Annotated in this window: 22 protein-coding genes and 1 tRNA gene; 6 read left to right on the top strand and 17 right to left on the bottom strand. The window is 60.0% G+C overall.

Features of this window, described 5'->3' with window-relative positions; translation table 11 throughout:
- Positions 1 to 184 precede the first annotated feature (184 nt).
- The 8 genes from ACSQ83_RS04770 to ACSQ83_RS04805 form a co-directional block, all read right to left on the bottom strand.
- A complete protein-coding gene (locus tag ACSQ83_RS04770; RefSeq protein WP_436227367.1) occupies positions 185 to 1,498 on the bottom strand; it encodes an acetyl-CoA C-acetyltransferase in 1,314 nt (437 codons plus the stop codon).
- A 103-nt stretch (positions 1,499 to 1,601) separates the two neighbouring features.
- Complete coding sequence (locus ACSQ83_RS04775; RefSeq protein ID WP_436227368.1) at positions 1,602 to 2,534, bottom strand: MaoC family dehydratase; 933 nt, start codon at positions 2,532 to 2,534, stop codon at positions 1,602 to 1,604.
- A 2-nt stretch (positions 2,535 to 2,536) separates the two neighbouring features.
- A complete protein-coding gene (locus tag ACSQ83_RS04780) occupies positions 2,537 to 3,967 on the bottom strand; it encodes a 3-oxoacyl-ACP reductase (RefSeq protein ID WP_436227369.1) in 1,431 nt (476 codons plus the stop codon).
- A gap of 63 nt (positions 3,968 to 4,030) precedes the next feature.
- Positions 4,031 to 6,535, bottom strand: coding sequence for an acyl-CoA dehydrogenase (locus ACSQ83_RS04785; protein WP_436227370.1), 2,505 nt, complete (start codon positions 6,533 to 6,535; stop codon positions 4,031 to 4,033).
- A 120-nt stretch (positions 6,536 to 6,655) separates the two neighbouring features.
- Complete coding sequence (locus tag ACSQ83_RS04790; protein WP_436227371.1) at positions 6,656 to 7,480, bottom strand: TetR/AcrR family transcriptional regulator; 825 nt, start codon at positions 7,478 to 7,480, stop codon at positions 6,656 to 6,658.
- A gap of 229 nt (positions 7,481 to 7,709) precedes the next feature.
- Positions 7,710 to 8,936 (bottom strand): MFS transporter, encoded by a 1,227-nt coding sequence (locus tag ACSQ83_RS04795; protein WP_414951280.1) that lies wholly within the window; start codon positions 8,934 to 8,936, stop codon positions 7,710 to 7,712.
- A gap of 327 nt (positions 8,937 to 9,263) precedes the next feature.
- Positions 9,264 to 9,515 carry a hypothetical protein gene (locus tag ACSQ83_RS04800; RefSeq protein ID WP_436227489.1) on the bottom strand — a complete coding sequence of 84 codons (252 nt, stop codon included), beginning with the start codon at positions 9,513 to 9,515 and terminating at the stop codon, positions 9,264 to 9,266.
- 114 nt (positions 9,516 to 9,629) lie between these two features.
- Positions 9,630 to 10,160, bottom strand: coding sequence for an Lrp/AsnC family transcriptional regulator (locus ACSQ83_RS04805; RefSeq protein WP_414951279.1), 531 nt, complete (start codon positions 10,158 to 10,160; stop codon positions 9,630 to 9,632).
- A 151-nt stretch (positions 10,161 to 10,311) separates the two neighbouring features.
- Here ACSQ83_RS04805 and mdeB point away from each other — a divergent pair, with 151 nt between their 5' ends.
- The 3 genes from mdeB to ACSQ83_RS04820 all read left to right on the top strand — a co-directional run bounded on the left by mdeB (position 10,312) and on the right by ACSQ83_RS04820 (position 15,370).
- On the top strand, positions 10,312 to 13,032 hold the full coding sequence (gene mdeB / locus ACSQ83_RS04810; RefSeq protein ID WP_436227372.1) for an alpha-ketoglutarate dehydrogenase: 2,721 nt from the start codon (positions 10,312 to 10,314) through the stop codon (positions 13,030 to 13,032).
- A 79-nt stretch (positions 13,033 to 13,111) separates the two neighbouring features.
- Complete coding sequence (locus ACSQ83_RS04815) at positions 13,112 to 13,882, top strand: AraC family transcriptional regulator (protein WP_436227373.1); 771 nt, start codon at positions 13,112 to 13,114, stop codon at positions 13,880 to 13,882.
- Between the two features lie 141 nt (positions 13,883 to 14,023).
- Complete coding sequence (locus ACSQ83_RS04820) at positions 14,024 to 15,370, top strand: pyridoxal phosphate-dependent decarboxylase family protein (RefSeq protein WP_436227374.1); 1,347 nt, start codon at positions 14,024 to 14,026, stop codon at positions 15,368 to 15,370.
- Positions 15,371 to 15,569: 199 nt separating this feature from the next.
- Here ACSQ83_RS04820 and ACSQ83_RS04825 read toward each other — a convergent pair whose 3' ends face one another.
- Entirely contained in the window at positions 15,570 to 16,319 is a 750-nt protein-coding gene (locus ACSQ83_RS04825; RefSeq protein ID WP_436227375.1) for a sulfite exporter TauE/SafE family protein, read from the bottom strand.
- Positions 16,320 to 16,441: 122 nt separating this feature from the next.
- Here ACSQ83_RS04825 and ACSQ83_RS04830 point away from each other — a divergent pair, with 122 nt between their 5' ends.
- Complete coding sequence (locus ACSQ83_RS04830) at positions 16,442 to 17,335, top strand: LysR family transcriptional regulator (RefSeq protein ID WP_436227376.1); 894 nt, start codon at positions 16,442 to 16,444, stop codon at positions 17,333 to 17,335.
- 17 nt (positions 17,336 to 17,352) lie between these two features.
- Here ACSQ83_RS04830 and ACSQ83_RS04835 read toward each other — a convergent pair whose 3' ends face one another.
- Positions 17,353 to 18,450: a DNA alkylation repair protein gene (locus ACSQ83_RS04835; protein WP_436227377.1), complete on the bottom strand. Its 1,098-nt coding sequence runs from the start codon at positions 18,448 to 18,450 to the stop codon at positions 17,353 to 17,355.
- Positions 18,451 to 18,855: 405 nt separating this feature from the next.
- Here ACSQ83_RS04835 and ACSQ83_RS04840 point away from each other — a divergent pair, with 405 nt between their 5' ends.
- A complete protein-coding gene (locus tag ACSQ83_RS04840; protein ID WP_436227378.1) occupies positions 18,856 to 20,421 on the top strand; it encodes a methyl-accepting chemotaxis protein in 1,566 nt (521 codons plus the stop codon).
- Positions 20,422 to 20,489: 68 nt separating this feature from the next.
- Here the strand turns inward: ACSQ83_RS04840 and ACSQ83_RS04845 are convergent, their stop codons facing one another.
- From ACSQ83_RS04845 to ACSQ83_RS04865, 5 genes are all read right to left on the bottom strand, one after another.
- Positions 20,490 to 20,930, bottom strand: coding sequence for a nuclear transport factor 2 family protein (locus ACSQ83_RS04845; RefSeq protein WP_436227379.1), 441 nt, complete (start codon positions 20,928 to 20,930; stop codon positions 20,490 to 20,492).
- 139 nt (positions 20,931 to 21,069) lie between these two features.
- Positions 21,070 to 21,741, bottom strand: a complete 672-nt coding sequence (locus tag ACSQ83_RS04850) for a cation diffusion facilitator family transporter (RefSeq protein WP_436227380.1) — start codon at positions 21,739 to 21,741, stop codon at positions 21,070 to 21,072.
- Between the two features lie 43 nt (positions 21,742 to 21,784).
- Complete coding sequence (locus ACSQ83_RS04855) at positions 21,785 to 22,177, bottom strand: hypothetical protein (protein ID WP_436227381.1); 393 nt, start codon at positions 22,175 to 22,177, stop codon at positions 21,785 to 21,787.
- Positions 22,178 to 22,219: 42 nt separating this feature from the next.
- Positions 22,220 to 22,747 carry a hypothetical protein gene (locus ACSQ83_RS04860; RefSeq protein WP_414953929.1) on the bottom strand — a complete coding sequence of 176 codons (528 nt, stop codon included), beginning with the start codon at positions 22,745 to 22,747 and terminating at the stop codon, positions 22,220 to 22,222.
- A gap of 117 nt (positions 22,748 to 22,864) precedes the next feature.
- Positions 22,865 to 23,779: a LysR substrate-binding domain-containing protein gene (locus ACSQ83_RS04865; RefSeq protein WP_436227382.1), complete on the bottom strand. Its 915-nt coding sequence runs from the start codon at positions 23,777 to 23,779 to the stop codon at positions 22,865 to 22,867.
- 207 nt (positions 23,780 to 23,986) lie between these two features.
- On the opposite strand from ACSQ83_RS04865, the gene ACSQ83_RS04870 reads away from it, so the two are divergent.
- A complete protein-coding gene (locus ACSQ83_RS04870; protein WP_436227383.1) occupies positions 23,987 to 24,112 on the top strand; it encodes a hypothetical protein in 126 nt (41 codons plus the stop codon).
- Between the two features lie 189 nt (positions 24,113 to 24,301).
- Here the strand turns inward: ACSQ83_RS04870 and ACSQ83_RS04875 are convergent.
- Both ACSQ83_RS04875 and ACSQ83_RS04880 read right to left on the bottom strand, forming a co-directional pair.
- Positions 24,302 to 24,386 (bottom strand) — tRNA-Leu (locus ACSQ83_RS04875).
- Positions 24,387 to 24,483: 97 nt separating this feature from the next.
- Complete coding sequence (locus ACSQ83_RS04880; RefSeq protein WP_414953927.1) at positions 24,484 to 25,122, bottom strand: TetR/AcrR family transcriptional regulator; 639 nt, start codon at positions 25,120 to 25,122, stop codon at positions 24,484 to 24,486.
- Between the last annotated feature and the right edge of the window lie 99 nt (positions 25,123 to 25,221).

Raw genomic sequence — 25,221 nt, forward strand, 5'->3', positions numbered from 1 at the left:
GCTCGTGCTCGATGCATGAAGTTCTCCGTGACCGTTTATGTTGCTTGGGCTGCGTATTCGTCGCGCAGTTCACGGCGAACAAATTTCCGTTTGTTAGAACGTCAGAAGGTTAGAACGATCACGGAGAGCTTAAATTCCAGTGCGGTTTGTTTTATCGGGGTTTATCTTCGTTTAGCCACCTGCGTCATCGCTCCAGAATGGCAACAACGCCCTGACCACCCGCTGCACAGATCGAGATGAGACCTCGGCGCGTTTGCGTGTCGCCGGGCGTTTGCGCCGGCATCGCCAGCATCTTCGCAAGCGTCCCGACGATCCGTCCGCCGGTCGCCGCAAACGGATGCCCCGTTGCCAGCGATCCTCCGTTGATATTCATGCGGCTGCGCTCGATCGAGCCGAACGGGCCGTCCAGGCCGAGTTGCGTGCGGCAGTATTCCTCATCTTCCCAAGCCGCGAGCGTGCACAACACTTGCGCCGCGAATGCTTCATGGATCTCGTAGAAGTCAAAGTCTCGCAGCGCCAGTCCCGCTCGTTGGAGCAATCGCGGGACCGCGTACGCTGGCGCCATCAGGAGGCCTTCTTTCTTGTCGAAGAAATCGACGGCCGCGGTTGCTGAGAGCGTGAGATAAGCGAGCACGGGCAAGTTGCGCGCGGCCGCCCATTCTTCCGATGCCAGTAACACCGCCGATGCGCCATCGGTGAGCGGCGTGGAATTGCCGGCCGTCAGCGTACCTGCGTCGCGGTCGAAGACGGGCTTCAGCGCGGCGAGCCGCTCGAGCGTGAGATCCAGCCGCAGGATGTTATCGCGTGAAAGACCCTTGTACGGCGTCATCAGGTCGTTGAAAAAACCGCGCTCGTACGCAGCCGCCAGCTTTCGATGACTATCGAGTGCAAGCTCGTCCTGCGACTCGCGCGATATCTTCCAGCGCTTGGCCATCAGTTCGCAATGTTCACCCATCGAAAGGCCGGTGCGAGGTTCGCTGTTACGCGGCAGCATGGGCTTGAGCAACATGCCGGGCCGCAGCTTCGCCAGCGCGCTCATGCGCTGCGCCGCGGACTTGCCGCGGTTCGCTTCGAGCAGGATCTTGCGCATCCGTTCGTTCACGCCAATGGGCGCGTCCGAGGTGGTATCCACGCCGCTTGCAATGCCCACATCGATCTGGCCGAGCGCGATCTTGTTCGCGACCAGGATCGCGGTTTCAAGGCCCGTTCCGCATGCCTGACTGACGTCGTAAGCGGGCGTTTCCCGGGCGAGCGTGGTGGACAGCACGGCCTCGCGCGTGAGATTGAAGTCACGTGAATGCTTGATCACCGCACCCGCCGCAACTTCGCCGAGACGCAGGCCGTGCAGGTCGTATCGGTCGATCACCCCTTGCAGCGCGAACGTCAGCATGTCCTGATTCGATGCCGTCGAATACGCCGTATTGGAGCGGGCGAACGGAATCCGGTTGCTGCCGAGAATGGCTACGCGACGCGCGGCGGGAAGGGCGCTCACAGTCATGATGAGGTCTCGTCGAGGGATACGATGGGCGCTTCAGGCTCGGGTTCGGTCAGCGTAAATTGTTTAGAACACCGTATGATAATGTATAAAACACGGGCCGCAATCATGGCAGTTCCCACTCGAAGCGGCCGCGCAGATGCAAGCGCTCACCCGCCAGATCTCGTACTTCAAAGTCGCGCGCTGTCGCGGACAAAGCTGCTGTCCATAACGTGGTTTCAGCCGGCAGGAAGATGGGTGACTTGAAGTCGGCCTGCACATTCGCGGCATCGAGTTGCTTTGACGGTTGCAACGCCGCCAGCGTGCGCCCGAGTGTCCACATGCCATGCGCAATGGCGCGTCGGAAGCCGAACGCTTTCGCCGAAAGGGCGTGCAGATGAATCGGGTTGAAGTCGCCGGACGCTTTTGCATAATCGCGGCCCAGTTGCGCGGGAAGCTGCCAACGCGCTTCACGGATCAGCAAAGGCGGCGTGGTGGTGTCGGTTTGAGGAATGGAAGCGTGATGGTGACCCGTAACGCCGCGCTTCAGATATACGCTGTCCGCATCCCAGACCGCCTCACCTCCACGATAAATTCGCGTGTGCAGCGTGAACGCCTGGCCCTTGTCGTGCGCCACCAGTTCACCGCTTTCCACTTCAATGCGCAACGCCTGTCCCGAGTGCAGCGTGCGCCGCAAGCGTACGCTGTTTGACACATGCACGAGACCCATCGCTGGCCATGGAAACGCGGGATCGGTGAGCAGCATCAGGTGCAGCGGGAACGCCATCACGTGAGGGAAGGTGACAGGCACGCCTTGCTCGGGGATAAAACCGCATACGCGTGCATAGCGGCCGATCTGTTCGGGATCGAGTGCCACGTTTGGACGAACGAGGCGCAGCAGCGGTAGTTGATCGACCGCTTCGGGCCGTTTAAAAATGCCCTGCAACGCACGGCCATAAAGTTTCGCGGGTGGCGGCAGGGCGCCAAGGATCACCGTGCGCATGCGTGCCGAGTTTGAGGATGAACCTGACGGCGAGTTAGACAGAGGCGGTATGCCCATGGTCATGCTCCGATCAGGCTTTGTCCGCACACGCGCACCACGTTGCCGGTGATGCCTGCGGACGCGGGACTGGCGAGCCACGCGATGGTCTCTGCCACATCCACGGGCTGGCCGCCCTGGCTCATTGAATTCATGCGTCGTCCGGCTTCGCGAAGGCCCAGTGGAATCCGGGCGGTCATCTGCGTTTCGATAAACCCCGGCGCCACCGCGTTGATCGTGATGCCCCGCGCGCGCAGCGGCTCCGCCATGCTTTGCACGCGTCCGATCACGCCGGCCTTCGAGGTCGCGTAATTCGTCTGACCGAGATTGCCGGCAATGCCGCTAATCGACGATACCCCGATGATCCGGCCGCCTGCGTGCAGCACGTTCCGATCGAGCAGCAGGTCGTCTATGCGTTCCTGCGCGGAGAGGTTCACATCGATCACGCTGTCCCACGCGGCTTCCGTCATCTTCGCGATAGTCTTGTCGCGCGTGATGCCGGCGTTGTGTACGACGATATCGATACCGCCCATGGCCAGCAGCGCGGCCGCAATGGTCGCGGGCGCCTCGGGTGCCGCGATATCCACGACGAGCGCCGTGTGCGCCCCTTTCGACGGCCACCCATCCTCCAGCGCGAGCATGGTCTGGTCCAGCGCGTCTTGCGCCTGCGGGACATCGAGCCCGATCACGTGCGCGCCGCGATCGGCCAGCACCTGTGCAATCGCTGCGCCGATCCCGCGTGCCGCGCCGGTGACAAGCGCACGTTTCCCCGCAAGCGGCTGGTTCCAGTCGGCGGGCGGCGTAGCAGGCGTGGTATCGATATGCACGACTTGCCCCGATACATACGCCGAGCGCGGCGAGAGCAGAAAACGTAATGCCCCTTCAATATCGGCGCCCGGTTCCACCTGAAGCAGATTCGACGAGATGCCGCCACGCGCTTCCTTGCCGAGCGAACGTGTCATGCCTTCGAGCGCACGTTGCGCGGTCCACGCACGCGGCGACGCGCTGGATCGCGGTGGCAGTCCCAGTACAACGATACGGCCGCTCTTCGCCACCGACCGGATTGCATCGTGGAAGAAGCCGTAAAGCGCATGCAGTTGGGTGCTGTCGGTGATACCCGTGGCGTCGAAGATCAATGCCTGCACGCGGTCGTTCGGCGGCGCGCCGGCCGAGCGCGGTTCGAAACGTCCGCTCATGGCGCCATGTTTTGCCGCAACGGGCAACCAGCCAAGCGCACTTTCGTGGGCGACGCTCGTCATGCCGAGAGCAGTCAGCAGCGTGATCAACGGCTCGAACAGCGTGGGCGAGGGGCCGGCGCCTATCGCTGCTATACCGTCGAATTCCGCGCGGCCTTGTGCATGCCGCCGCAGAACTTCGGGCTGAGGCAAGCCGATAGAACGCGCAACGCTCGCGCCGAAAGGGGAATTGACGAAGTCGAGATAACGATCTTTCATGCCTGCCTGAAAAACGGTTTAGCGTTTGCCTGGGAGTAGGGCCTGAATGAGCTTATAACAAACTCAAGCGTGGATTTCTTCAGGCTCTTTGGCCAGTGCTTCCTGGCGTTTCTTCAATGCATCGAGCATACCGAAATCCGCGCCGAAGTCGTCGACCTTGACGACTTCCACGCCGTAACGCGCGTACTCGGAGAGTACCTGACGTTCGCTTGCATCGATCAAACCCTGCATTTCGCAGGTCGCGGCCCACGCATCGAGATCGGGCAGGTTTTGCGGCATCGGCGGGATTTTCTTTGCTTTGACCGCATCGCGCAGCTTGTGCTCGATCTCGGCATAACGCGGACTCAGCGCGAACATCAGCTCGCCGTAACCAAGCGGATCGATATGCACGGGCGGCGCGTACGAGTCCGCAATCAAACGTTCGCGGGCGTCACTGGGCGTGGTCATCAACTCGGCGATAGCCGTTCCCAACCGATCCCCCGGCACGCGATGCGGCATGCCGAAAGGAAACGCGAGCACGCGCACGAAGCCTGCTGCTAACGGCTTCGGATAGTTCACGAGCACGCCTTCGAAAGCTGTTTGCGCCTGATGCAGCGCGTCTTCAACACCCCAGCGCACGAGCGGAAGATCGGCTTCAGGACGGCCGTCGTCTTCGAAGCGCTTCAGCGTGGCCGAGATCAGATAGAGCTGCGAGAGGATATCGCCGAGTCTTGCCGACAGGCGTTCGCGCCGCTTCAGTTCGCCGCCGAGGACAAACATCGAGACATCCGCGAGCAGCGCGAATGCCGTGGCGAGTCGAGTGGCCGCGCGATAGTAAGGCACAAGACGCGCGTCGGCCCGGGGGGGCTTGGGGATCAGCGCGCTGCCGCCCAGCGCGAACACGAAGCTGCGCACCGCATTCGATGCCGTGAAGTTCGCGTGACTGAAGAAGGCGTTGTCAAAATCACGCAGGCCCTGGGCGCGATCGGCATTGCGCGTAGCGGTCATCTCTTTGAGCACGTACGGATGACAGCGGATCGCGCCTTGACCAAAGATGATGAGGCAGCGCGTGAGGATGTTTGCGCCTTCCACCGTGATTGAAATAGGCACTTGCTGGTAAGCGCGCGCAAGGAAATTCGATGGCCCCATGCAGATGCCTTTGCCCGCGACCACGTCCATGCCGTCGTTGATCACTTTGCGCGCGCGTTCGGTGATGTGATATTTCGCGATCGCCGAAATCACCGACGGTTTCTCGCCAAGATCAACGCCTTGTGCCGACAAGCGACGTGCCGCGTCCATCACATACAGGTTGCCGCCCATGCGCCCGAGCGCTTCCTGTATGCCTTCAAACTTGCCGATGGCGGTACGAAACTGACGCCGCACGGCTGAGTACGCACCGGTGCCGCGCACGGCCAGCTTCGCCATTCCGACGTTCGATGAGGGCAATGAAATGGCGCGTCCTGCTGCGAGACATTCCATCAGCATGCGCCAGCCGTTGCCAACCTGCTCGCGCCCGCCGATCACCCAGTCGAGCGGGATGAAGACGTCGTTGCCCCAGTTCGGTCCGTTCTGGAACACCGCGTTCAGGGGCCAGTGACGGCGGCCGATATTCACGCCCGGGTGATTCGTCGGGATGAGCGCGCACGTGATGCCGGCTTCGTCGCTGGCGCCAAGCAAATGATCGGGATCGAGCGCGCGAAACGCGAGGCCGAGCACGGTGGCGATCGGCCCAAGCGTGATGTAGCGCTTCTCCCATGTCACGCGAAAGCCGAGCGTTTCGCGGCCGTCGTGCAAGCCCTTGCAGACGATACCTACATCGGGGATCGCCGCCGCGTCCGAGCCCGCGTAGGGGCTGGTCAGCGCGAAGCAGGGGATTTCATCGCCGCGAGCGAGACGCGGCAGATAGTAATTCTTCTGCGCGTCAGTCCCGTAGTGCATCAGCAATTCGGCGGGGCCGAGCGAGTTGGGCACCATCACCGAAACCGCTGCCGCAGAGCAGCGCGTGGCGAGTTTCATGATGACCTGCGAATGCGCGTAGGCCGAGAATTGCTTGCCGCCGTACTGCTTCGGAATGATCATGCCGAGGAAGCCTTTCGACTTGATGAACTGCCACGTTTGCGGTGACAGGTCTTGCCAGACCGCCGTCGTTTCCCAGTCGTTCGCGAGATCGCAGAGTTGCGTGCATTCCGTATCGATGAACGCGCGCTCTTCAGCCGTGAGTACCGGTGCGCCGAGGGCGAGCAGCGTGTCCCATTCGGGGCGTCCTGAGAACAGCGATGCGTCCCACCAGACCGTGCCGGCTTCAATTGCATCGCGTTCGGTTGGCGACATCTCCGGCAGGATCTTGCGGAACAGATCGAAGATGGATTTAGTTAGTAGTGCACGGCGCAGCGGCTTGATGGCAAGCACGAGTGCGGGCAGCACAAAGACGATCGCAAGGAGCGCGGTGACGACCGCTCCAGTCACGCCCGCGAACCAGCCGATAGCCACCCAGATCACTGTCCACGCGAGCCACGCGGCGGCGGGCGCTTGCATATACAGCAGAGCACCGCTCACGATAAACAGTGCGACCACGAAGCTGGCTGTCATGACGACCTCTCCTGTTGTTGTTCGATAGTGTGCGCTGGAACGGGATGGAGGCGGTGTGCATCGGCAGCTTATTGTTCAGCACATTACATTCCCGACGCGCGCGTCCTCATCGTTTTTGATTCAGGCAGTGGCATGTTGCGACGCGGTATCCAGCGCGAACGAATTTGCGTTCACAGAGCTCGCAGACAACGCGCCATCCGATGCCGGTTCGCGCTCGAAGAACATGGAAGCGAACGGGCACACACCGTTTGGCGCAGACAAGGGCGCTTTGAGCGCGGCCACCATGACGAGCGCGAGACGGGCGATTAATTGCGAGTCCTCCAGACGCTGGCCCTGCGTGAAATCGGCGATAAGGCTGCTCGTATCGGCGCCGGCCAGAATGCCGCTAAGCGAGCCGATGCAAAAGTGCAGCCGCCATCCAAGTTCTTCGCGAGGCAAATGAGGCAGGACCGTTTGAAACGCATCGAAGAAGCGCTCGGCGACATCCGCATAAATGCCACGCAGGAAGTTGCGGATGAACGGCGACGGATCGGTGTAAGCGCGGCCGAGCAGGCGCAGCAAAGCAGGGCCGCTTTTCTCGACGCAGCGCGATTGCTGCAGCGCCGGGATAAACAGTGCGCCAAGGATGTGCTCGCAAGTGAGTTGCGAACCCAATGACGACTGGAAGCGTTCGAGCAGGGCCAGGCGATTCTGGTTAAGACCATCGAGCCGGCGCGTGAGCATCGCGTGGATCAGTGCGTCCTTGCCGCCGAAGTGATAGTTCACGGCGGCGAGGTTGGCGTCGGCGCGAGCGGTGATGAGCCGCATCGACATGCCTTCGTAACCGGCGTCGATGAACAGCGATTCGGCGGCGTCGAGCAAGCGGGTTTTCGTATCGCCGGCCGTGCGTGATGTTGGACGACTCGATGGGCGACTAGATGCGGCGAGCGTGGAACGGGTTGGCACTAGCGTCTCCGGGACCGCGGCGGCGGTCCACATTCTGGGAATGGTCGAGTAAAGCCTTTAATTAAAACGGGCGTTCTAATCAAGATAAAAAGCTTTGGGCGTATCCACAAGCCATTTCATGGAGCGTGCTCTCTAGAAAGAGAACGATCGTGCGCGGGGAGGGAGCAAACAGAGTTGAATCGAGTGGAAAAATGGAGACGCGAGCGCGTCTCCATCGGATAAAAAATACTTAGACCGTACTGGTCGCCGCGACCTGCTTGGCGGATTCGGTCATATCGATACCTCGCCGTTCTCGGCTAAAGAAAATAAGCCCCGCGATCACCACGGCAACCGTGCCGCCGACCAGCGCCATGGCAAGTCCATAGTTATTGCCATTCTTGATGGCGATAGACGCTTGCATGGTGGCATTGACCGAAGCCAGCAGATTCCCCAACTGATAAATAAGGCCGGGAAACGTGGCGCGAATTTCGTCGGGCGAAATCTCATTCAGGTGAACCGGGATCACGCCCCAGGCCCCTTGAACCGAGATCTGCATCAGGAACGCTCCGGCGGCCAGGGCTACCGGGCCACTCGAGAACGCCCACAGCGGCAATACCGGCAGCGCGATCAACGCGGCAATAAAGATTGCCCAGCGGCGCCCGATTTTCTCCGACATCGACCCGAAGAACAGCCCGCCGCAGATTGCCCCGATATTCAGGACGATCGTGATGAGCGCAACCGTGTGCGGATCGAAGTGATGTTGTTCGCGCAGGAAGGTCGGATAAAGATCCTGGGTGCCATGCGAGAAGAAGTTAAACGCGGTCATCAGGACAATCGCATAGACGGACAACTTCCAGTTCTGCTTGAGCGTCTTCAGCAAACCGGGCCGTGGTTTTTTCTCCATGGCCTTCCATGCCGGCGATTCAGGCACGTGTGCGCGCACATATAAAACCAGTAATGCGGGCGCCACGCCAATGAAGAACATACCGCGCCAGCCGACGTATTGATACGCGAGGCCGAACACAATAGACGCCAGCAAATAGCCGCTCGGATAACCCGCTTGCAAAAGGCCCGAGACGAAGCCGCGCGCTTTGGTCGGCACGGTCTCCATGGTGAGGGCAGAGCCCACGCCCCATTCGCCGCCCATTGCAATACCGAACAGCGAGCGCAGCACGAGCAACGTAAAGAGATTCGGCGAGAAACCCGACAGCAATTCCAGCAGCGAATAGATGGCGATATTGACCATTAACGTTGGACGCCGGCCGTATTTATCGGCGAGACGGCCGAAGATCAGCGCTCCAATAGGCCGCATCGCGAGTGTCAGCGTAATACCTAAAGCGACCGCCGGAATCTTCGTATTGAATTCAGTGGCGATATCTTTCAATATGAAAACCATTAGAAAGAAATCGAAGGCATCGAGCGTCCAGCCTAAATAGGCCGCAATCGTCACGTTTCTTTGTTCTCGCGTCCAGCTCATTACCGTAATCTCCCCATTTCGCGTAATTGATCAACCATGACGACGTGACCGAGACCTTCTCTGCGCCGCGCTGAATAAGGCGCTCGGCTGGTGTCGGCAGGTTGGAGTGTACGCCGCTGTTTAATTCAATGCTCGCAACGATCCGCCAAATTGGTATTAACCCCGGTGCGGTTTGATGCTTTTCGCGCAACGGATCAATCGGGTAGCTTTCGGTTAAGTGGGTGAATTAAAGAAAATGAAAGTTAATTGAATTATTATTGTATTAAATGAGTGTGAAGATGAACGCGATGTACTTGCGGGCACATCGCGGTTTTAGGTAGCTACGCGTTAGTGCGAGTCAACCAGCGCCCGTAAACCGGCGTCACGAATCTCCAGCACATCGAACACGCCAAGCGCGCGCAATGCGGGGACGGCACCGACAATATCGTTCTCCGCTGCTGCACGCTCATTCGCCGTCGTTAAAGGATCGATCCAGACTCGCGCATTGGCGAGGAATGCACCAACGGTGCCTTTGCGGACGGTGATGCCGTTTAGCGTGGCTTCGTTGAGGTGATCGGGAAGAATATCTGCAGCGCGCATCATGTACTCCTTGGTGTGGTTGACCCTCCGACTTTAGAGAGCGGCAACCGGACGCGCTGCGGCGTCAATGCCATTCGATACGCTTTCCACGCCAAACCCACAGACTATTAGAAGCTAACTCCACTCCGCGTCGGCATTCTCGTCAGGTTCATGCAACGTCAACCCCGACAGCGGCAGCGGCAGCGCCGTCTTATAGCGTACCTGCTTGAGCGCGAAGCTTGAACGGATGTTCGAAATGCCCGGTATCTTCGTGAGCCGTTCAATGATGAACCGCTGCAGTGCCTGGATATCCGGCATCATCACGCGCAGCAGGTAATCCGCGTCGCCCGTCATCAAGTAACACTCCATGACCTCAGGCCGCTCGCCGATCGCTTCTTCAAAACGCCGCAGCGCGTCTTCATCCTGTTTCGTCAGGCTCACCTGAATGAACACGTTGATCCGAAGCCCCAGCGGTTCCGGATTCAGCAACGTGACCTGTTGTTTAAAAAGCCCCAGCTTTTCGAGCGCGCGAACCCGGTTGAAACACGGCGTCTGCGACAGGTTCACTGCCCGCGCCAGTTCCGAATTGGTGATGCGCGCATTCTGCTGCAACTGGTTCAGGATGCCGATGTCAATGCGGTCCAGCCGTTTAGGCGATGTGGTCATAGCTCGAATATTCTGGGGAAATGGGCATACGCGGAATAAATACACTATCCCTGAGCCTGATTAAAAGCAAATCAGAGGCACATTCTGCGGCGTAATAGTTAAGCTGTATTGAATGCCAACGCTATCCCCCCATTCAATGCGGAGCCGTGCCATGACTGATTTATCCAGCGGAAGCGAACAGATTCTGTCGATATCCCGAGGCCGCGAAGACACCGACCCCGAGGAGACCGCTGAATGGCTGGAGGCGCTGGATGCAGTCACCGAACACGTTGGCCGGGATCGCGCGCAATATCTTTATGACCGCCTCGCCGAGCATGCGCTGTCGTTGGGTATCGAGTCGTCGAGAGCGCGTGTCACGCCCTATATCAACACCATTCCTGTTGCAGAGCAGCCGCGTTATCCGGGCAACCTGGAGATCGAGGAAAGGCTCGCCGCCGCGTTGCGCTGGAATGCGCTCGCGATGGTCGTGCGCGCCAACAAGGCTTACGGCGAGCTTGGCGGTCACATAGCGAGTTATGCCTCGGCGGCCGATCTCTTCGAAGTGGGCTTCAATCATTTCTTCCGCGCGGCTGCACCGGATGCGGGCGTGGGCACGGGTGGCGATCTTGTCTATTTCCAGCCGCATTCATCGCCGGGTGTGTATGCCCGCGCGTACCTCGAAGGCTTTCTTAGCGAAGAACATCTGGAGCATTACCGGCAGGAGATAGCAGGACCCGGACTGTGTTCGTATCCGCATCCGTGGCTCATGCCGGACTTCTGGCAGTTCCCCACGGGCTCGATGGGCATCGGTCCGATCAACTCGATCTATCAAGCGCGCTTCATGCGTTACCTGCAAAACCGCGGCCTTGCGAAGACGCAGGACCGCAAGGTGTGGGGCTTCTTTGGCGATGGCGAGATGGACGAGCCGGAATCGATTGGCGCGTTATCCCTCGCTGCGCGCGAACAACTCGACAACCTGGTGTTCGTCATCAACTGCAATCTGCAGCGGCTCGATGGTCCGGTACGCAGCAACGGCCGCATTATCGACGAGCTTGAAGCGCAGTTCATTGGCGCGGGCTGGAACGTGATCAAGGTCCTGTGGGGTTCCGACTGGGACGCACTCTTCGCACGCGATCAGACGAACGCGTTGCTGCGTGCATTCGCACATACGGTCGATGGCCAGTTCCAGACCTTCTCGGCCAACGATGGCGGTTATAACCGCGAGCGCTTCTTCGGCCAGAATCCGGAGCTTGCCGCGTTGGCTTCGCATCTGAGCGATGAAGATATCGACGGCTTGCGCCGTGGCGGCCACGATGTGCGCAAACTGCACGCGGCTTACGCGAAGGCGCTGGGTCATCGAGGCCAGCCAACCGTGATCCTTGCCAAGACGATGAAAGGCTTCGGCATGGGTACATCGGGTCAGGGCAGGATGACGACGCACCAGCAAAAGAAGCTTGGCTTCGATGACCTGAAGGCGTTCCGCGATCGTTTTCGCCTGCCGCTGTCGGACGCCGATGTCGAAGCGGTCAAGTTCTACAAACCTGCGGAAGACAGTCCGGAGATGCAGTACCTGCACGCACGACGCGCAGGTCTTGGAGGCTATCTGCCCAGAAGGCGGAGAGTAGCGTCGAAGGGGCTGATCGTCCCGCCGATGACAACCTGGGGCCAGTTCGCCATCGACGCGGCAGGCAAGGAAATGTCGACCACCATGGCGATCGTGCGCATGTTCGGTACGCTGATGAAGGACGCAACGCTTGGGTCCCGCGTGGTGCCCGTGGTTGCCGATGAAGCGCGTACGTTCGGCATGGCGAACATGTTCCGGCAGGTCGGCATCTATTCGCCGCTCGGGCAGTTGTACGAGCCGGAGGATCTTGGCTCCATGCTGTATTACCGTGAGGATACCAAAGGACAAATTCTCGAAGAGGGCATTTCCGAAGCCGGCGCAATGTCGTCATGGATCGCCGCCGCGACGTCGTACAGCGTGCACGATCTGCCCATGCTGCCGTTCTACATCTATTACTCGATGTTCGGTTTTCAGCGCATTGGCGACATCATCTGGGCCGCGGCGGACCAGCGCGCACGCGGGTTCCTGATCGGTGCGACTGCGGGCAAGACCACGCTTGGCGGCGAAGGGCTGCAGCATCAGGATGGCAGCAGCCACCTGGTGGCATCGACGATACCGAACTGCCGCGCCTACGATCCCGCGTTTGCTTATGAGCTCGCGGCTATCGTCGACGAAGGCATGCGCGAGATGGTCGAGCGCCAACGCGACGTGTTCTATTACGTCACGGTGATGAACGAGAATTACGCGCAGCCATCGGTGCCCGGCGGCGACCTCGAGACCCTGCGCGAGGGCATCCTCAAAGGCATGTATCCGCTCGCGACGGCACCGGACGCGACGGCGCAGGTGCAGTTGCTCGGCGCCGGCGCGATACTCGTCGAGGTCATCGCGGCGCAGAAAATGTTGCGCGACGATTGGGGCATTGAGGCATCGGTATGGAGCGTGACGAGCTTCACCGAATTGCAGCGCGAAGGCATGGCGTCTGAACGGCTTGCGCGTCTCGGCGAGACGGCTCCGGCGCCGTATGTGAGCACCATGTTGTCTGCATCGCGCGGCCCGGTGATCGCGGCAACGGACTATGTTCGCGCCGTGCCCGAACTGATCCGCGCTTACGTGCCGCGTCGCTACGTGACGCTCGGCACCGACGGCTTCGGTCGCAGCGACACGCGTCAGGCGCTGCGCGAGTTCTTCGAGGTGGATCGCGCGTCCATTGTGATTGCAGCGCTGAAAGCACTGGCCGACGACGGGGAGATCGATATCGCCATCGTGCGAAAAGCGTCGCAGCAGTATGGGAAGGTGGCGTCGGCGCTGGGCGCTCCCTGGCAGAGGTAGTAGAAAGGAGAAGTACACGACGTATTGTGCGGAGACCGGGCGTTGCGGTATAAGAGCCGTTCCAGAGGGTTTCCCGGTCATGTCCGCTCCGCTTCTTGATCCTGTAAAAACTGAATTAGCCGACGGCCCGGTGCTCTTGGCCGTCGAGCTGTCCGGCGATGCTGCGCGCGTCACCGGATCTCATCGCCACGCCCGTGGTCAGATCTTCGGTGCGGTTCGCGGGTTGCTGTCGGTTGGAACCGATGACAGCCAATGGGTCGTGCCTGCGATCCACGCGGTCTGGCTTCCGCCCAACCTGCCGCATTCGGTTCGTTCACATGGCGCGTTCTCAGGATGGAGCGTGTACGTCAGCGAGAACGCCTGTATAGATCTCCCGATCGAGCCCTGCACGATCCGCACATCCGGCCTGTTACGCGAGGCCGTTAGCCGCGCGGCAACCTGGCAGGACGCCACGCTGGACGCGGCGCAAATGCGCGTGGCCGGTGTCATCCTCGATGAAATTCGCTCGTCGCCGCGTGAAGCCTTTGGCTTGCCCATGCCACGCGATGCGCGCGTGCTCCGGATCGCTCGCGCGCTGGCAGACGATCTCGCCGATAACCGCCGGCTGGAGGAGTGGGCCGCCTGGGGCGGCGTGGCGACGCGAACCTTGACCCGGCGGTTTATCGATGAGACCGGGTTCAGCTTTTCGGAATGGCGTCAGCGCGCACGTTTGATGCGGGCGTTGGAGATGCTTGCATCGGGCGTGGCCGTCACGACCATTGCGCTCGACCTTGGCTACGAAAACGTCAGCGCGTTCATCGCGATGTTTCGCCGGACCTTCGGCGTGACGCCAACCCAATATTTCGTCTAACCTGCGGCGCGTACGGGAGTCCGCTTGCCCGATGCCAGCAGAAGCCTTCGTGCACTGGTATTCTGGCAGTCGACATCGCAATACATCTTGGGCCACAAGGGTGCACCCCTTCGCATCCCTTATTACTTCGATGAAAAATCCATGAACGAACTCACCCTGCTGACTGAAGCCGATGACCGCGCCCGTCGCTACACCGAATCCATTCCTGCACGCCGCGTGTTCCCGGATCAAGCCGCGCTGCAAGCACTCGCCACATTCAAGGAGCCGCTGCCGGCACACGGGTATGCGCCGGAAGACGTGCTGCGCATGCTGGACGATATCGGCTCGCCCGGCACGGTTGCGTCGAACGGGCCTAGTTACTTTGGCTTCGTGATAGGCGCGTCTCTGCCCGCTGCTGCCGCTGCAGAACGGCTGATGCTTGCATGGGACCAGTGCGCATCGTCATTCGACAATTCGCCGGTTGCGGCCACGCTCGAACGGGTCGCTGCCGGCTGGGTGCTCGACGTGCTGGACCTGCCTCGCGAAAGTGCCGTGGGGTTTGGAACCAGTGCGACGGCTTGCACGATAAGCAGCCTTGCCGCCGCGCGTCGCTCGTTGCTCGCACGCAAGGGCTGGGACTTCGACAACGACGGATTGATGGGCGCGCCCGAGGTCAAGGTCGTGGTGTCCGAGCTTGTGCATATCACCGTGAAAAAGGCGCTTCGGTTGCTTGGTTTCGGCATGAACAAGATACTGTTCGCACCGGTCAACGACCATGGTCAAGTGGACCCGGACTGCCTGCCTGCGCTCGATGACATGACCATCCTGTGTTTGCAGGCGGGCGAGGTCAACACAGGAGAGTTCGATCCCTTCGACGTGCTCATCCCGAAGGCCAAAGCCGCGGGCGCATGGGTTCATGTGGATGCGGCGTTCGGCATGTGGGCGCGCGCGTCTTCGCATGTGGGACTCACGAAAGGAATAGAAGCGGCCGATAGCTGGACCACCGACGCTCATAAAACGCTGAACACGCCCTATGACTGCGCGATGGCCATCTGCCGCGATAGCGAGGCGCTCGCCGCTGCAATGAACAGCGATGCGGTGTATTTGAGCGGCGCAAGAGACGCCCAGAAAAACCTGACGCTGGAGTTCTCGCGACAGGCTCGCGGCATACCGGTCTGGGCAGCGTTGCGGTCGTTGGGACGTGAAGGCGTGGCGTCGATGGTCGACCAGTTTTGCGTACTGGCGCGTCGCATTGCAGACGGACTGGAGCGGGAGGGATTCGAGATCCTGAACCGCGTCACGCTGAACCAGATCCTGGTTCGCGCGCAGACCGATGAACTTACCGTCGCTGCCCGTGAAGCGGTCCAGGCTTCTGGCGAGGCGTGGTTCGGCGCGACTGTCTGGCAAGGGCGGCCGGCGTTCCGGATCAGCGTGTCGTCGTGGCGAACGACGGAACATGAAGCAGACGCGCTGGTGCGATTGTTGAGCGGGCTTGCAAAGCCGCGCTAGACGACGCTGCATTCATCGCACGATTTGGCGTGGTAGAGCACGATTGGCCGGGGCTATCGGTTCCGGTCAAGAAACGCGCGAAGCTTGATTGCAAGGCTGGCCAATACCGCCAGCGCACCCAGTGTTTCGAGAAATGGCGAGAGCATTGTTTCAGGTCTCCCAAAGAGTCGACGCCGGTGGCATGCCTCCGGCCCAACGCTTAAATCAAATGCCGTAACAGCAGTTGAAGACCGAGCGCCAGCATGCAGATGAAGAACCATCGGCGGAAGGTCGTGGGGCTGATATGGCCACGTATGAGTTGACCGATCCACATGCCGAACAGGGCAGGAACGACAGCGAGCAGCGAGCTGGTGAGATCGGCTGTTGTGAACGCGCTCGCGCGAGCAAGGCCGATCGCCAATGCCACGGTCGACACCGTAAATGATAGTCCGAGCGCCTGAACGAGATCTTCTTTTCTCAGGTCGAGCGCCTGAAGATAAGGCACGGCCGGCACGACAAAAACGCCGGTTCCTCCCGTGACAAGACCGGTCACCACACCAATCAGAGGGGACAGGCGCCGCTCATGCCGTTGCGGCACGGCGAAGTGCCACGACATCAACCCGGAGACCGCGTAGAGCGTCAACGCAGCGCCTAGTCCGGTCACAGCCCAGACTCCGCCGCTGCCGGCAATGAACGAAGCTGCCGCCACGGTGCCGATCACAATGCCCGCCATCATCGGCCAGAAGCGCCTGACGAGCGCGCCCAGGCGTGGACCTGCAACAAGCTGCCAGACGTTGGTGACGAATGACGGCAGGATCAGCAGCGCAGCGGCTTCGGCCGGCAGCATGAGCGCTCCGAGCACCCCCATGGCCACGGTAGGCAGGCCCATGCCCGTGACGCCTTTTACGGTGCCGGCGATCAGGAAGGTCAGCGTAATGGCAGCGATGCGCACGGTATCAGATGAGGTCATCAATGCTTCCCGGGGAAATTGTCTGCCCTCATTTTCCCCAGATTCGCTATGGCCACAATGCGGATGATGTGTACTGTGCCTTAGGGTATAACTAAGGCTGATCAACCAAAAATTCCACAGCCATGCGCTTCGACCTGATCGACCTGCGCCTTTTCCTGTTCATCCTCGAAACCGGCAGCATCACGCACGGTGCGGCTCAGGCGAATATGTCCTTGCCGTCCGCTAGCGCGCGTTTGCGCGGCATGGAAGAGGCTTTGGGTCTCCCGCTGCTGGAGCGTGGCCGACGCGGTGTCGAATCCACGCCGGCGGGCGATACGCTGGCGCACCACGCGCGCCTGGTACTCGGCCAGATTGCGCGAATGCGGGGCGAACTGGGGGAGCACGCCGAGGCGCGTAGAACGCGGGTGCGGGTGTGGGCGAATACCGCTGCGGCAACGGAGTTCCTGCCTCGCCCGCTCGCAGGATTTCTTCGGCATCATCCGAATGTTCACATCGACTTGAAGGAGCGGCAGAGCACCGAGACGGTCAAGGCGGTCCTCAATGGTTCTGCAGAGATCGGCATTGTTTCCGATGCGGTCGAGCACGGGACATTGCAGACGTTTCCGTTCGCCATCGACAAGCTGGTCCTGATCGTTGCGCGGGATCATGCGCTCTGCGGGCGTCGACGGGTTGCGCTCAAAGAGGTGGTTGAGGAAGATTTCATCGGGCTGAGCGCGGGCAGTGCGCTGCAGGAGTATCTCGGGGAGCAGGCGTTGTTTGCCGGGCAGCAGTTCTACTTTCGCGCGCGGGTGCGGACCTTCGAAAACATCTGCAGCATGGTCGAGCAGGGGGCCGGTCTGGGGATCGTGCCGGCGACGGCTGCGAAGCGGTATCGAGGGACGCCCGGCGTGCACACGGTGGAGTTGACCGACCCTTGGGCTACGCGTCAACTCCTGATCTGTGTTCGTGATCTTGAGACGTTGCAACGACCGGAACGCGCGCTCGTTGACGCGCTTGTCGCGGTTGCCGACGCGTGACCGCTGATACGTCAAGGTTAGCAACTCAGGTCGAAATATCCCTTGGCGAGGCATACCCCGTTCACCAGGATTTCGACATCGTGCCGGCCGGCGTAGTGCACGCGCGTGGTGAAGTCGCGGATGTTCTGCGTGCGTTCTATGACTACCTTTTGGCCGCCTTCGAGAGTCAACTCCTTGAGCTTGAATACTTTCGCGGCCGTCACGCCCGATTTCTTCACATAGTGCATTCTGTAGTCGATCACAAGCCGCTGGCTTTCCGGGCACTTCGACGCAAGGTCGAATGACAAGGTCACGCGCTCGCCCAATGCAACCTGTCGTGGCGTCACGGCGAACTTGCTGAGCTTGACATCGGGCACGCCGCCCGCGCCGATCACCGCCAATGCGCGAGCATTGCCGGCCTTGATCAGCGAGCGCAGGGCACGCTTTGCGATCCACGCCGTGTGAGCGTTCTCGATCGGCCACGTCGCGAGCCGGTCCAGCACCCACTCAGGATGTGATTTGGTGACATCGTTCAGATGGTTGGCGACCGACTTGCGAACATAGAGGCTCGTGTCCGAGCGCAGGTTTTCCAGAATTGGCGCAGCCAGCGAAGGATCTGCCTGGATTGCGTCGAGCCGGAAAGACCATGGCAAGCGCGGACGGCTTCCCTCGCTTGCGAGGCGCCGCACGGCATCGCTGTCATCGCGTGACCAGACTTTCATGACGGCAAGCGCTCGCTTCGAATCCTTGCGCAAGAATTCGCGCACCGCGAACTCCGATGAGCCGAGGGCCGTGAAAGTCTTGAGCGCGTCCATCGATACATCGAAATCGTCCAGACCGTATTGGCCAACGTAATCGGGAAGGACCAGCGTGGAGAATCCCGGTTCGATACGCAGTGCGAGCGCACGAAGAACCTCGAGCGCCTGGCGATAATCCGCAGGAAGGGTGGCATGCAGCGCCTGGGTCATGTGGCGCAGACGCTGCATCAAGGTCAGGTCGTTGAGCCCGGCTAGCGGGATCTTGAGGAACCGCCGCGTGTCGAATGAGGGATAAACCGCTTTGACGTCGAGCGCCATATCGCGGAAACGGCGCTCGTTGAAGATCTCTTTTAGTGCTGTGTTTTCGGTGTCCGACATCGTTATCGTTTTCTTGTTGGAATTTCGCTGGGGTTGCAGGCGCTGCTGCGGGCAAGCTTGGACGAGAAGTGTATCTGCAACCTCTGCCAGATCTTGTCAGGAGCGATGTTTTTAGGGCCGGTTCAGGCGCAACTCAAAGTCTACTGGTCTCTTTTAGAGAACTTAAGTATCCGCTGACGGCGCCGTTAACAAGAGGCCGGCCTGTCAGGTTTCAACGCTGTCTTAGATCACTCGACGATCATCCTGCAATAACTTTCTCCATCTGCACGCAATAACACCGTCGGCCGGCTCGTGCTCTCCAGATCGAGCGCGGTGGAGGGGTGCTGCAGAGAGATATTCATTGTTTGACGCGCTAAGACACGTTGAAGGGCCATATCGAATTCAACGTTACGAAGAGTCGTCAATATGCTTAAAAAAGCGAGTGTCTCCACCGGCCTGCTGGTCGTTCTCGTCGTGTTCTGTCTTTTCCAGGTCGTCACTGAAGGCCTGGGTTTTTGGTCGCTGACCGCCACTCACGATGACGTCGGTAATCTGTCGAACATCGCGATCAAGCAAGTCAACGAGGTCAATGAAACCACCCAGCGATTGATGGATGCACGGATCAACCTGTCGCGCGCCGGCACCCGCATGGCGCGCGGCGGCACCGAGCCGGTCGACATTGTCCAGCACGCGCGCGAGCAGTTGGCTCAAGCCGACAAGTCGTTCACCGCCTTCGTCAACGCGCCCAAAACCGGCGATGAAAACAAGGCGCGCACGGCCGCATTGCAGGAAAAATACCAGGCGTATCACGGTGCATTGAGTGAATTGACCCAGTACCTCGACGCCAACAATCTCCAGGCGTTCCTCGATCAGCCGACCCAGGGGTTCCAGGACCGTTACCTCGCCGAGCAACAAAACTTTGCCCGGTTCGGCGATGCCGCGAGCCAGTCGTATCTTGATTCCATCGATGCACGGCTTGGTCTTTTCCGCAGCGTTGGCTTGGCGATTTTCGTGCTGCTCGCAGCGGGCGTCGCGTTTGTGCACGTCGCGTTGCGCCGTGGTGTTGTGGCGCCGCTCGAAGAAGCCGGCCGTCACTTCGAACGGATCGCCGAAGGCAAGCTCGACGAGCATATTGCTGATCGCGGCACCAACGAAATTGGCCGCTTGTTCGCCGGTTTGGCATCGATGCAGGCAAGCGTCGCGCATACGGTAAAGACGGTGCGCGAGTCGTCGGACTCAATCAATCTTGGCGCCGATGAAATCGCCACCGGCAATGCGGATCTGTCCGCGCGCACCGAGAATCAGGCGGCATCGCTGGAAGAGACTGCATCGAGCATGGAAGAGTTGACCGCGACCGTGCGCCAGAACGCCGAGCATGCACGTGACGCAAACGGCCTTGCAGGCGATGCGCTCACCGCAACATCACGAGGCACGGGCGTGGTCGATCAGGTGGTCGAGAAAATGAGCAGTATCGCGAGGAGCTCGGACAAGATCGCGGAGATCATCGCGGTGATTGATGGCATCGCGTTCCAGACCAATATTCTTGCGCTGAATGCGGCTGTTGAAGCGGCGCGTGCGGGTGAGCAGGGTCGTGGATTCGCGGTCGTGGCGAGCGAAGTGCGCGGGCTTGCGCAACGCAGCGCGCAATCGGCGAAGGAGATCAAGGAGCTGATTGGCGAATCGGTGTCGCAAGTGAACGATGGGTCGGCGCTCGCGGAACGTGCCGGTCAGGCAATGCGTGAGGTATCGACGTCAATCTCGCGCCTCACGCAAATGATGGCCGAGATCAGCGCCTCGTCGCTCGAGCAAAGCACGGGCATCGAGCAGGTTAATCAGGCGGTTGTGCAGATGGATGAAATGACGCAGCAGAACGCGGCGCTGGTGGAGCAGGCGGCCTCGGCGGCTGCGTCGCTGCATGAGCAGACGCGTCACCTGAAGGCCGCGGTATCGGTATTCAAGATTCCCGATGAGGGAAGAGTAACGCGGTACTAAGGGCTGAAGCGGGTGAGAGGGCGCTTGAATGTCTGGCGCCCTCGCGGTGTTTTGTATCTGCAGAGTGTCTAAGCAGTATGTAGCCTCGGCGTGCCCATCTTGAACCATGCCTTGGCTATTTTCCCATTCTCGATTTCGTAGATAGCGATGACATCGATCTCGCCGGGACCGTCCGGAAAGGTGCGCGTGACGCGCTCTTGATCGACCACCAGGTTGCCAACGGATATCCGCTTGACGAGCTCGCCGTGAAGATTGGATTCGCTGAACCGGGCGACGTGCCGTTCGCGGATCGCGCCTGAGCCGCTGGCCAACAAGCGTGATGGAAACTCATAGTATTCACAGTCGTCGGCCCACCATTGCATGAAGTCTTCGATATCCCGGGCGTTGTAAGCCTCGAGTTGTTTTTGCACGGGGAATTCGACGTCGCTCAATCCGTTTCCGTTCATTTCGTTATTTTCCTTTTTAAGTACAAACGATCCCGATTTGTTCCCGATTGCGAGCGTCATCATGGGCGCGCACGCCGGGCGTCAGCGGGAAGTATTGCAGCAGAGTGTTGCGGTGGTCTATAGCGGGTGGCGAGCGGCCTTGGACACACGCATATGATTGAGTGCCCGCACGTGCTAACTGCGAGAAGAGTAACCCGTGGCCTTATTGCCCGGCGGTCTCGCTGGCGGGTCGAGCGAAGGAGTCTTTGAAGGCTTTCCAGCCGAGGTTGAAGCCCATCCGAGCGATCATGATGCCGATGACCGCAGCGGCCAGCCGATCCGATATCGCCAGTCCGGCCATGCTGCCCAGAATGCCGACTGCCGCTATCAACGCCGAGATCGCATCCGATCGCGCATGCCAGGCGCTTGCAACGAGGATGGTGGAACGGGTGCGTTTAGCGGCCGACATGATGTACCGAAACAGCGCCTCCTTGGCGACGATCACAAACAACGCGACGACCAGCGCGCTCGCGTGCACGCCGGAAGTCGTCGCTGCATTGACGGCGTGTCCGAGACTGCTCCAGAGGGTTTCCAATCCCGTTGCGATCAAGAGAAAGGAGATCAGTAGTGCTCCTATGGTTTCGTAGCGATCATACTGGTCATTGACGTTCCGGTGCGCTGCCGTGGCGCTGAGGCGCAAGACAGCCAGCACCATCACGTCCGCAGCCAAATCGGCAAGCGTATGCACACCGTCAGCCAGCAAACCGTCCGAGTATGCGAGCCAGCCGACAGCAATCTGCATGGTCATCAAGGCAGCGTTTAACAGAACGCTCACCTGGGTCGCCTTGACGGCGGCATTGTTGTTCTCGCGGCCGTGCTCGGACGTCGACGACATCGTGGAGGAGAGTTTTTAGTGTAGGTACAGCACCGTAACCGCCCTACGTGGCGAAGATATGACACTGGCCGAGGTCGCGGAGGAGCGCTTGCCCGACGGGCTTGTGGCGCCGCACCGTTGAGTGGGAAACGGACGAGCGGTTTTGCAGAAGGATCGAACGATCGATCCGAAAGAGAGCGTTGCGGGATATTCGCCGGATCGGCGTGCCGCGCGGCTGAAAATGATCCAACCGACGCGGCTGGATGTCCTGGGATCCTTCCAGTAGAGAAGCGCGCAATGCTTGAAAACGAAAATCCCGCAGGCTCAAAGCGATACGGTGTTTTCTTTCACCATGCTGTCGGTCTTTCTGACGATCGACGCCGCATTTCACGGCGTCGATCTTGCGTCGATGAGCGAGTGCGCGGCGTTCGATCCTGACACGCAGCGCTTCAAACATTTAAAAAGAAAAGACCCTGGCTCTGAACGCATCCAATGGCGCCTAGCTATTCGCTTTAGGCACTGGCGGTACGGGCAGGAGTATCTCCGAGGCGACTTTCCAATCCTGACCGACTTTTATCCAGTTGATTAGCACTAGAAAGGGCTTTGGCGTTCCATCCTGACCCGCGTAGGAAACCGTGATATTCACTGGCGCATAAGATTGCGCTACGTCCGGCGTCAAGCCTACAACCTTCACCTTCGAGTAATCCGGCTGGAGGACGACCGGGCCGGACGTGCCAATATCGTGCAGCTTCTGATCGATCGCTTCGTTACCCCAGAAACCCGCCCAGTTTCCTTCAGATGGAATCGCGCTTTTGGCAACGAGAAGGGCTGAAGGGGATTGCCAGAACATCTCATGCAGAGCCTTGAAATCATGGCGATTTGCCAGTTGTATGAGCTCGCTGAATTTTGATCGAATCGTGTCCAGGCTCTGAGCGTCCACTGGATCCTTGTAAGCATCGGGCGCAGCTGCGAGGGCTCCCACGGAGAAAGTCAGGGCGGCTGCACCAGCCAATAACAGCTTGTACATGGTCAGTATCCAGTGTGGAATCGATGGCATCGTCTTGGTAACGGAGCGATCTTACACCGGCCTTCTTTGCGATGCTTGCCACGCCCGGGCGCGAGCTTGGCGAACGATGCCGCCTTGCTAACTCGTACGCGTCAAAGCGACGATAAAGTCGAGAAATATCCTTGTCTTGGCCGGCACGTGTTGCCGTGATGGATGGTACGCATAGAGCGGGAAGCGCTCATCCGGCCAGTCTGGAAACAGGTTGACCAGCCGACCCTCCCGGATCAGGTGCTCGGCTCCTAGAAGTAGCATCTGCGCGACGCCGGAACCGGCCAGACACGCGTTGAGAAGTGCGCTCGGGTCATTTACCGTGAGTCGTCCATTCGTTTCGACGACCAGCTTTTTGCGCTTGCGATGAAACTCCCACGGATACGGCTTTCCGGTTTCCGGGTTGCGGAATTCGAGGCATCGGTGCCCCTCGCGCTCCAGCTCTTGAGGCTCGGTTGGGCGCCCCCGGCGGGCGAGGTAAGAGGGCGATGCGACCGTGACAATCGCGCTATCGAGGAGCTTGCGTGCAATCAGACTGGATGAACGAGGTTCGCCAAATCGCAAGGCCAGATCGAAACCGTCCACGACGAGGTCACCGAGCTGATCTCGTGCAATGAACTCGAGTTCAAGTTCAGGATGCGTGTCCATGAATTCGTCGAGCTTCGGGCCCAGAATGATGCGCGAAAAAACCGGATCAAGATTGATCCGCAGCCTTCCGCGCACGGTCGTCGCGCCACCTGTCGCGGCAGCGGCCGCTTCCTCCATTCCCCTCAGATGCGGCATGACCTGCTCGTAGAACCGTCGGCCTTCTTCAGTAAGCGAAACGGCGCGGGTCGTCCGATTGAAGAGCCGTGTTTTCAGCCGCCTTTCGAGTCGGGCGATTGCCCGGCTAACCCCGGGTGGCGACATACCCACCAATTCGGACGCGGCGGCGAACGTGCCCGCATCGACGACAGCAGCAAATACGCTAATTCCGCTAGAGAGATTCTCGCTGGACGATCTCATAGATGCTGCATCCAAGTCATTTCATGGTCGGGCGATGTTCTGTCGATCGCCAACATAGCACGCGGGACGACTTCACCTTGCAGCCGCGGCGCGCGCGGCGACCGTGCACAACCGGCAAGCCGATGGATCGGTTAGGCCGGTTCCATTCGAGATCAATGAGCGGCCCGAGTTTTTATAGGCGGTGCGTTCAGCATGCGGTGCCATTACATGGCAGTCCTGCAGATACTTATGAACGGCGAGATGTATCTTGGCGAGCGGCTCCTTCGCGCGGACACCATCGCGACGATGTTCCAGGATCTGATCGGATATCTCAGCCTGCGCGCTTACCGATGATCGAGGGCATGTGTCTTTATGCGAGAGGGGGGGGGCTGCCTGGTCTTGGACTTGGCGTTGCCTCGAAACCGGCACACGAAAAACCGCGCACGTTATCGGGCGACTCCGGTTCGCCAAAAACAAAACCCCGCAGGCTCAAGGCGTACGGGGTTTTTTTTTACTACGCTAACTGTCTTGCTGACTACTTGTTGGTGCCCAAGAGAGGACTCGAACCTCCACACCTTGCGGCGCATGGACCTGAACCATGTGCGTCTACCAATTCCGCCACCTGGGCCTACCGATACAACCAAGAGTGCTATTTTAGCGAACGATTCAAACCTGTCAATGGCCGCGTAGGAAATGAATCGAAAGGAGAGGAAAAACTGCGTCGATCAACCTGCTTGATAGCCCGCCTGATAGTGATGCCGCATGAAAAACCGGTCGAGTTCGCGGTCTTCCGGCCGTCGGCCCGTAAAGACCTCGACGTACTCGGCAATGCGCATCATGCGCACCGACAACTCCTCCTCGCTTTTCATCGATATATAGCCCATCTGCGTCAGGTAGATTGCTCTCGCGCGCACATCGGCGGAGATGGGTTCGTATTCGTAACGCTCGAATAATTGCGTGAGCGCGGCAAGGCGAAGCTGGTCCGCCACCTGGATCTCGCCGGCAATCTCAGGCGACTGCAGCGCCCAGCTCCGGATAGCGGCTTCAAACCGCGAATCGAAGATCTGGTCGTCGAGCCAGCAATCAAACACGTTCAGCACCGCTTCGCAGATTGTTTCGGCGTAGGCCTCGGTCTGCTTGACCCAGTTGCCCGTGTTCTTGGCCCGCCAGCGCTCCAGCAGCGCGGCCAGCAACTCCTCGCGGTCCTTGAAAAACCAGTAGAAGCTGGTCCTCGATAGATTCAGCTTCTTGGCCAACGGGAGGATGCGCACGGAATCGACGCCGGCGTCGCGCAGGCTGTCGTAGGCGACCTCAAGCCACGCTTCGGGCGACCCTCTTCCCGCATCGGCAGTCGGTTGATCCATAGGTAAAAAATTCCTTAAAGCACGAGTGATCGCCGGATCGCAGAGCGAAGGTCCACAACGAAAACGAAAGCGCCGCCATTTTGGCGTGTCGGCCGGTCC

The organism is Caballeronia sp. LjRoot29, from assembly GCF_964252755.1.
GTDB lineage: Bacteria > Pseudomonadota > Gammaproteobacteria > Burkholderiales > Burkholderiaceae > Caballeronia.

What these genes read in the sequence shown, in the direction of transcription:
- ACSQ83_RS04860 (WP_414953929.1), bottom strand. Translation starts at nt 22,747, where the DNA reads ATGTACAAGCTGTTATTGGCTGGTGCAGCCGCCCTGACTTTCTCCGTG.
- ACSQ83_RS04770 (WP_436227367.1), bottom strand. Translation starts at nt 1,498, where the DNA reads ATGACTGTGAGCGCCCTTCCCGCCGCGCGTCGCGTAGCCATTCTCGGC.
- ACSQ83_RS04850 (WP_436227380.1), bottom strand. Translation starts at nt 21,741, where the DNA reads ATGTCGTCGACGTCCGAGCACGGCCGCGAGAACAACAATGCCGCCGTC.
- ACSQ83_RS04825 (WP_436227375.1), bottom strand. Translation starts at nt 16,319, where the DNA reads ATGACCTCATCTGATACCGTGCGCATCGCTGCCATTACGCTGACCTTC.
- ACSQ83_RS04870 (WP_436227383.1), top strand. Translation starts at nt 23,987, where the DNA reads ATGGCAGTCCTGCAGATACTTATGAACGGCGAGATGTATCTTGGCGAG.
- ACSQ83_RS04780 (WP_436227369.1), bottom strand. Translation starts at nt 3,967, where the DNA reads ATGAAAGATCGTTATCTCGACTTCGTCAATTCCCCTTTCGGCGCGAGC.
- ACSQ83_RS04840 (WP_436227378.1), top strand. Translation starts at nt 18,856, where the DNA reads ATGCTTAAAAAAGCGAGTGTCTCCACCGGCCTGCTGGTCGTTCTCGTC.
- ACSQ83_RS04855 (WP_436227381.1), bottom strand. Translation starts at nt 22,177, where the DNA reads ATGTTTGAAGCGCTGCGTGTCAGGATCGAACGCCGCGCACTCGCTCAT.
- ACSQ83_RS04800 (WP_436227489.1), bottom strand. Translation starts at nt 9,515, where the DNA reads ATGCGCGCTGCAGATATTCTTCCCGATCACCTCAACGAAGCCACGCTA.
- ACSQ83_RS04805 (WP_414951279.1), bottom strand. Translation starts at nt 10,160, where the DNA reads ATGACCACATCGCCTAAACGGCTGGACCGCATTGACATCGGCATCCTG.
- ACSQ83_RS04865 (WP_436227382.1), bottom strand. Translation starts at nt 23,779, where the DNA reads ATGAGATCGTCCAGCGAGAATCTCTCTAGCGGAATTAGCGTATTTGCT.
- ACSQ83_RS04880 (WP_414953927.1), bottom strand. Translation starts at nt 25,122, where the DNA reads ATGGATCAACCGACTGCCGATGCGGGAAGAGGGTCGCCCGAAGCGTGG.
- ACSQ83_RS04830 (WP_436227376.1), top strand. Translation starts at nt 16,442, where the DNA reads ATGCGCTTCGACCTGATCGACCTGCGCCTTTTCCTGTTCATCCTCGAA.
- ACSQ83_RS04835 (WP_436227377.1), bottom strand. Translation starts at nt 18,450, where the DNA reads ATGTCGGACACCGAAAACACAGCACTAAAAGAGATCTTCAACGAGCGC.
- ACSQ83_RS04815 (WP_436227373.1), top strand. Translation starts at nt 13,112, where the DNA reads ATGTCCGCTCCGCTTCTTGATCCTGTAAAAACTGAATTAGCCGACGGC.
- mdeB (WP_436227372.1), top strand. Translation starts at nt 10,312, where the DNA reads ATGACTGATTTATCCAGCGGAAGCGAACAGATTCTGTCGATATCCCGA.
- ACSQ83_RS04820 (WP_436227374.1), top strand. Translation starts at nt 14,024, where the DNA reads ATGAACGAACTCACCCTGCTGACTGAAGCCGATGACCGCGCCCGTCGC.
- ACSQ83_RS04795 (WP_414951280.1), bottom strand. Translation starts at nt 8,936, where the DNA reads ATGAGCTGGACGCGAGAACAAAGAAACGTGACGATTGCGGCCTATTTA.
- ACSQ83_RS04785 (WP_436227370.1), bottom strand. Translation starts at nt 6,535, where the DNA reads ATGACAGCCAGCTTCGTGGTCGCACTGTTTATCGTGAGCGGTGCTCTG.
- ACSQ83_RS04775 (WP_436227368.1), bottom strand. Translation starts at nt 2,534, where the DNA reads ATGGGCATACCGCCTCTGTCTAACTCGCCGTCAGGTTCATCCTCAAAC.
- ACSQ83_RS04845 (WP_436227379.1), bottom strand. Translation starts at nt 20,930, where the DNA reads ATGATGACGCTCGCAATCGGGAACAAATCGGGATCGTTTGTACTTAAA.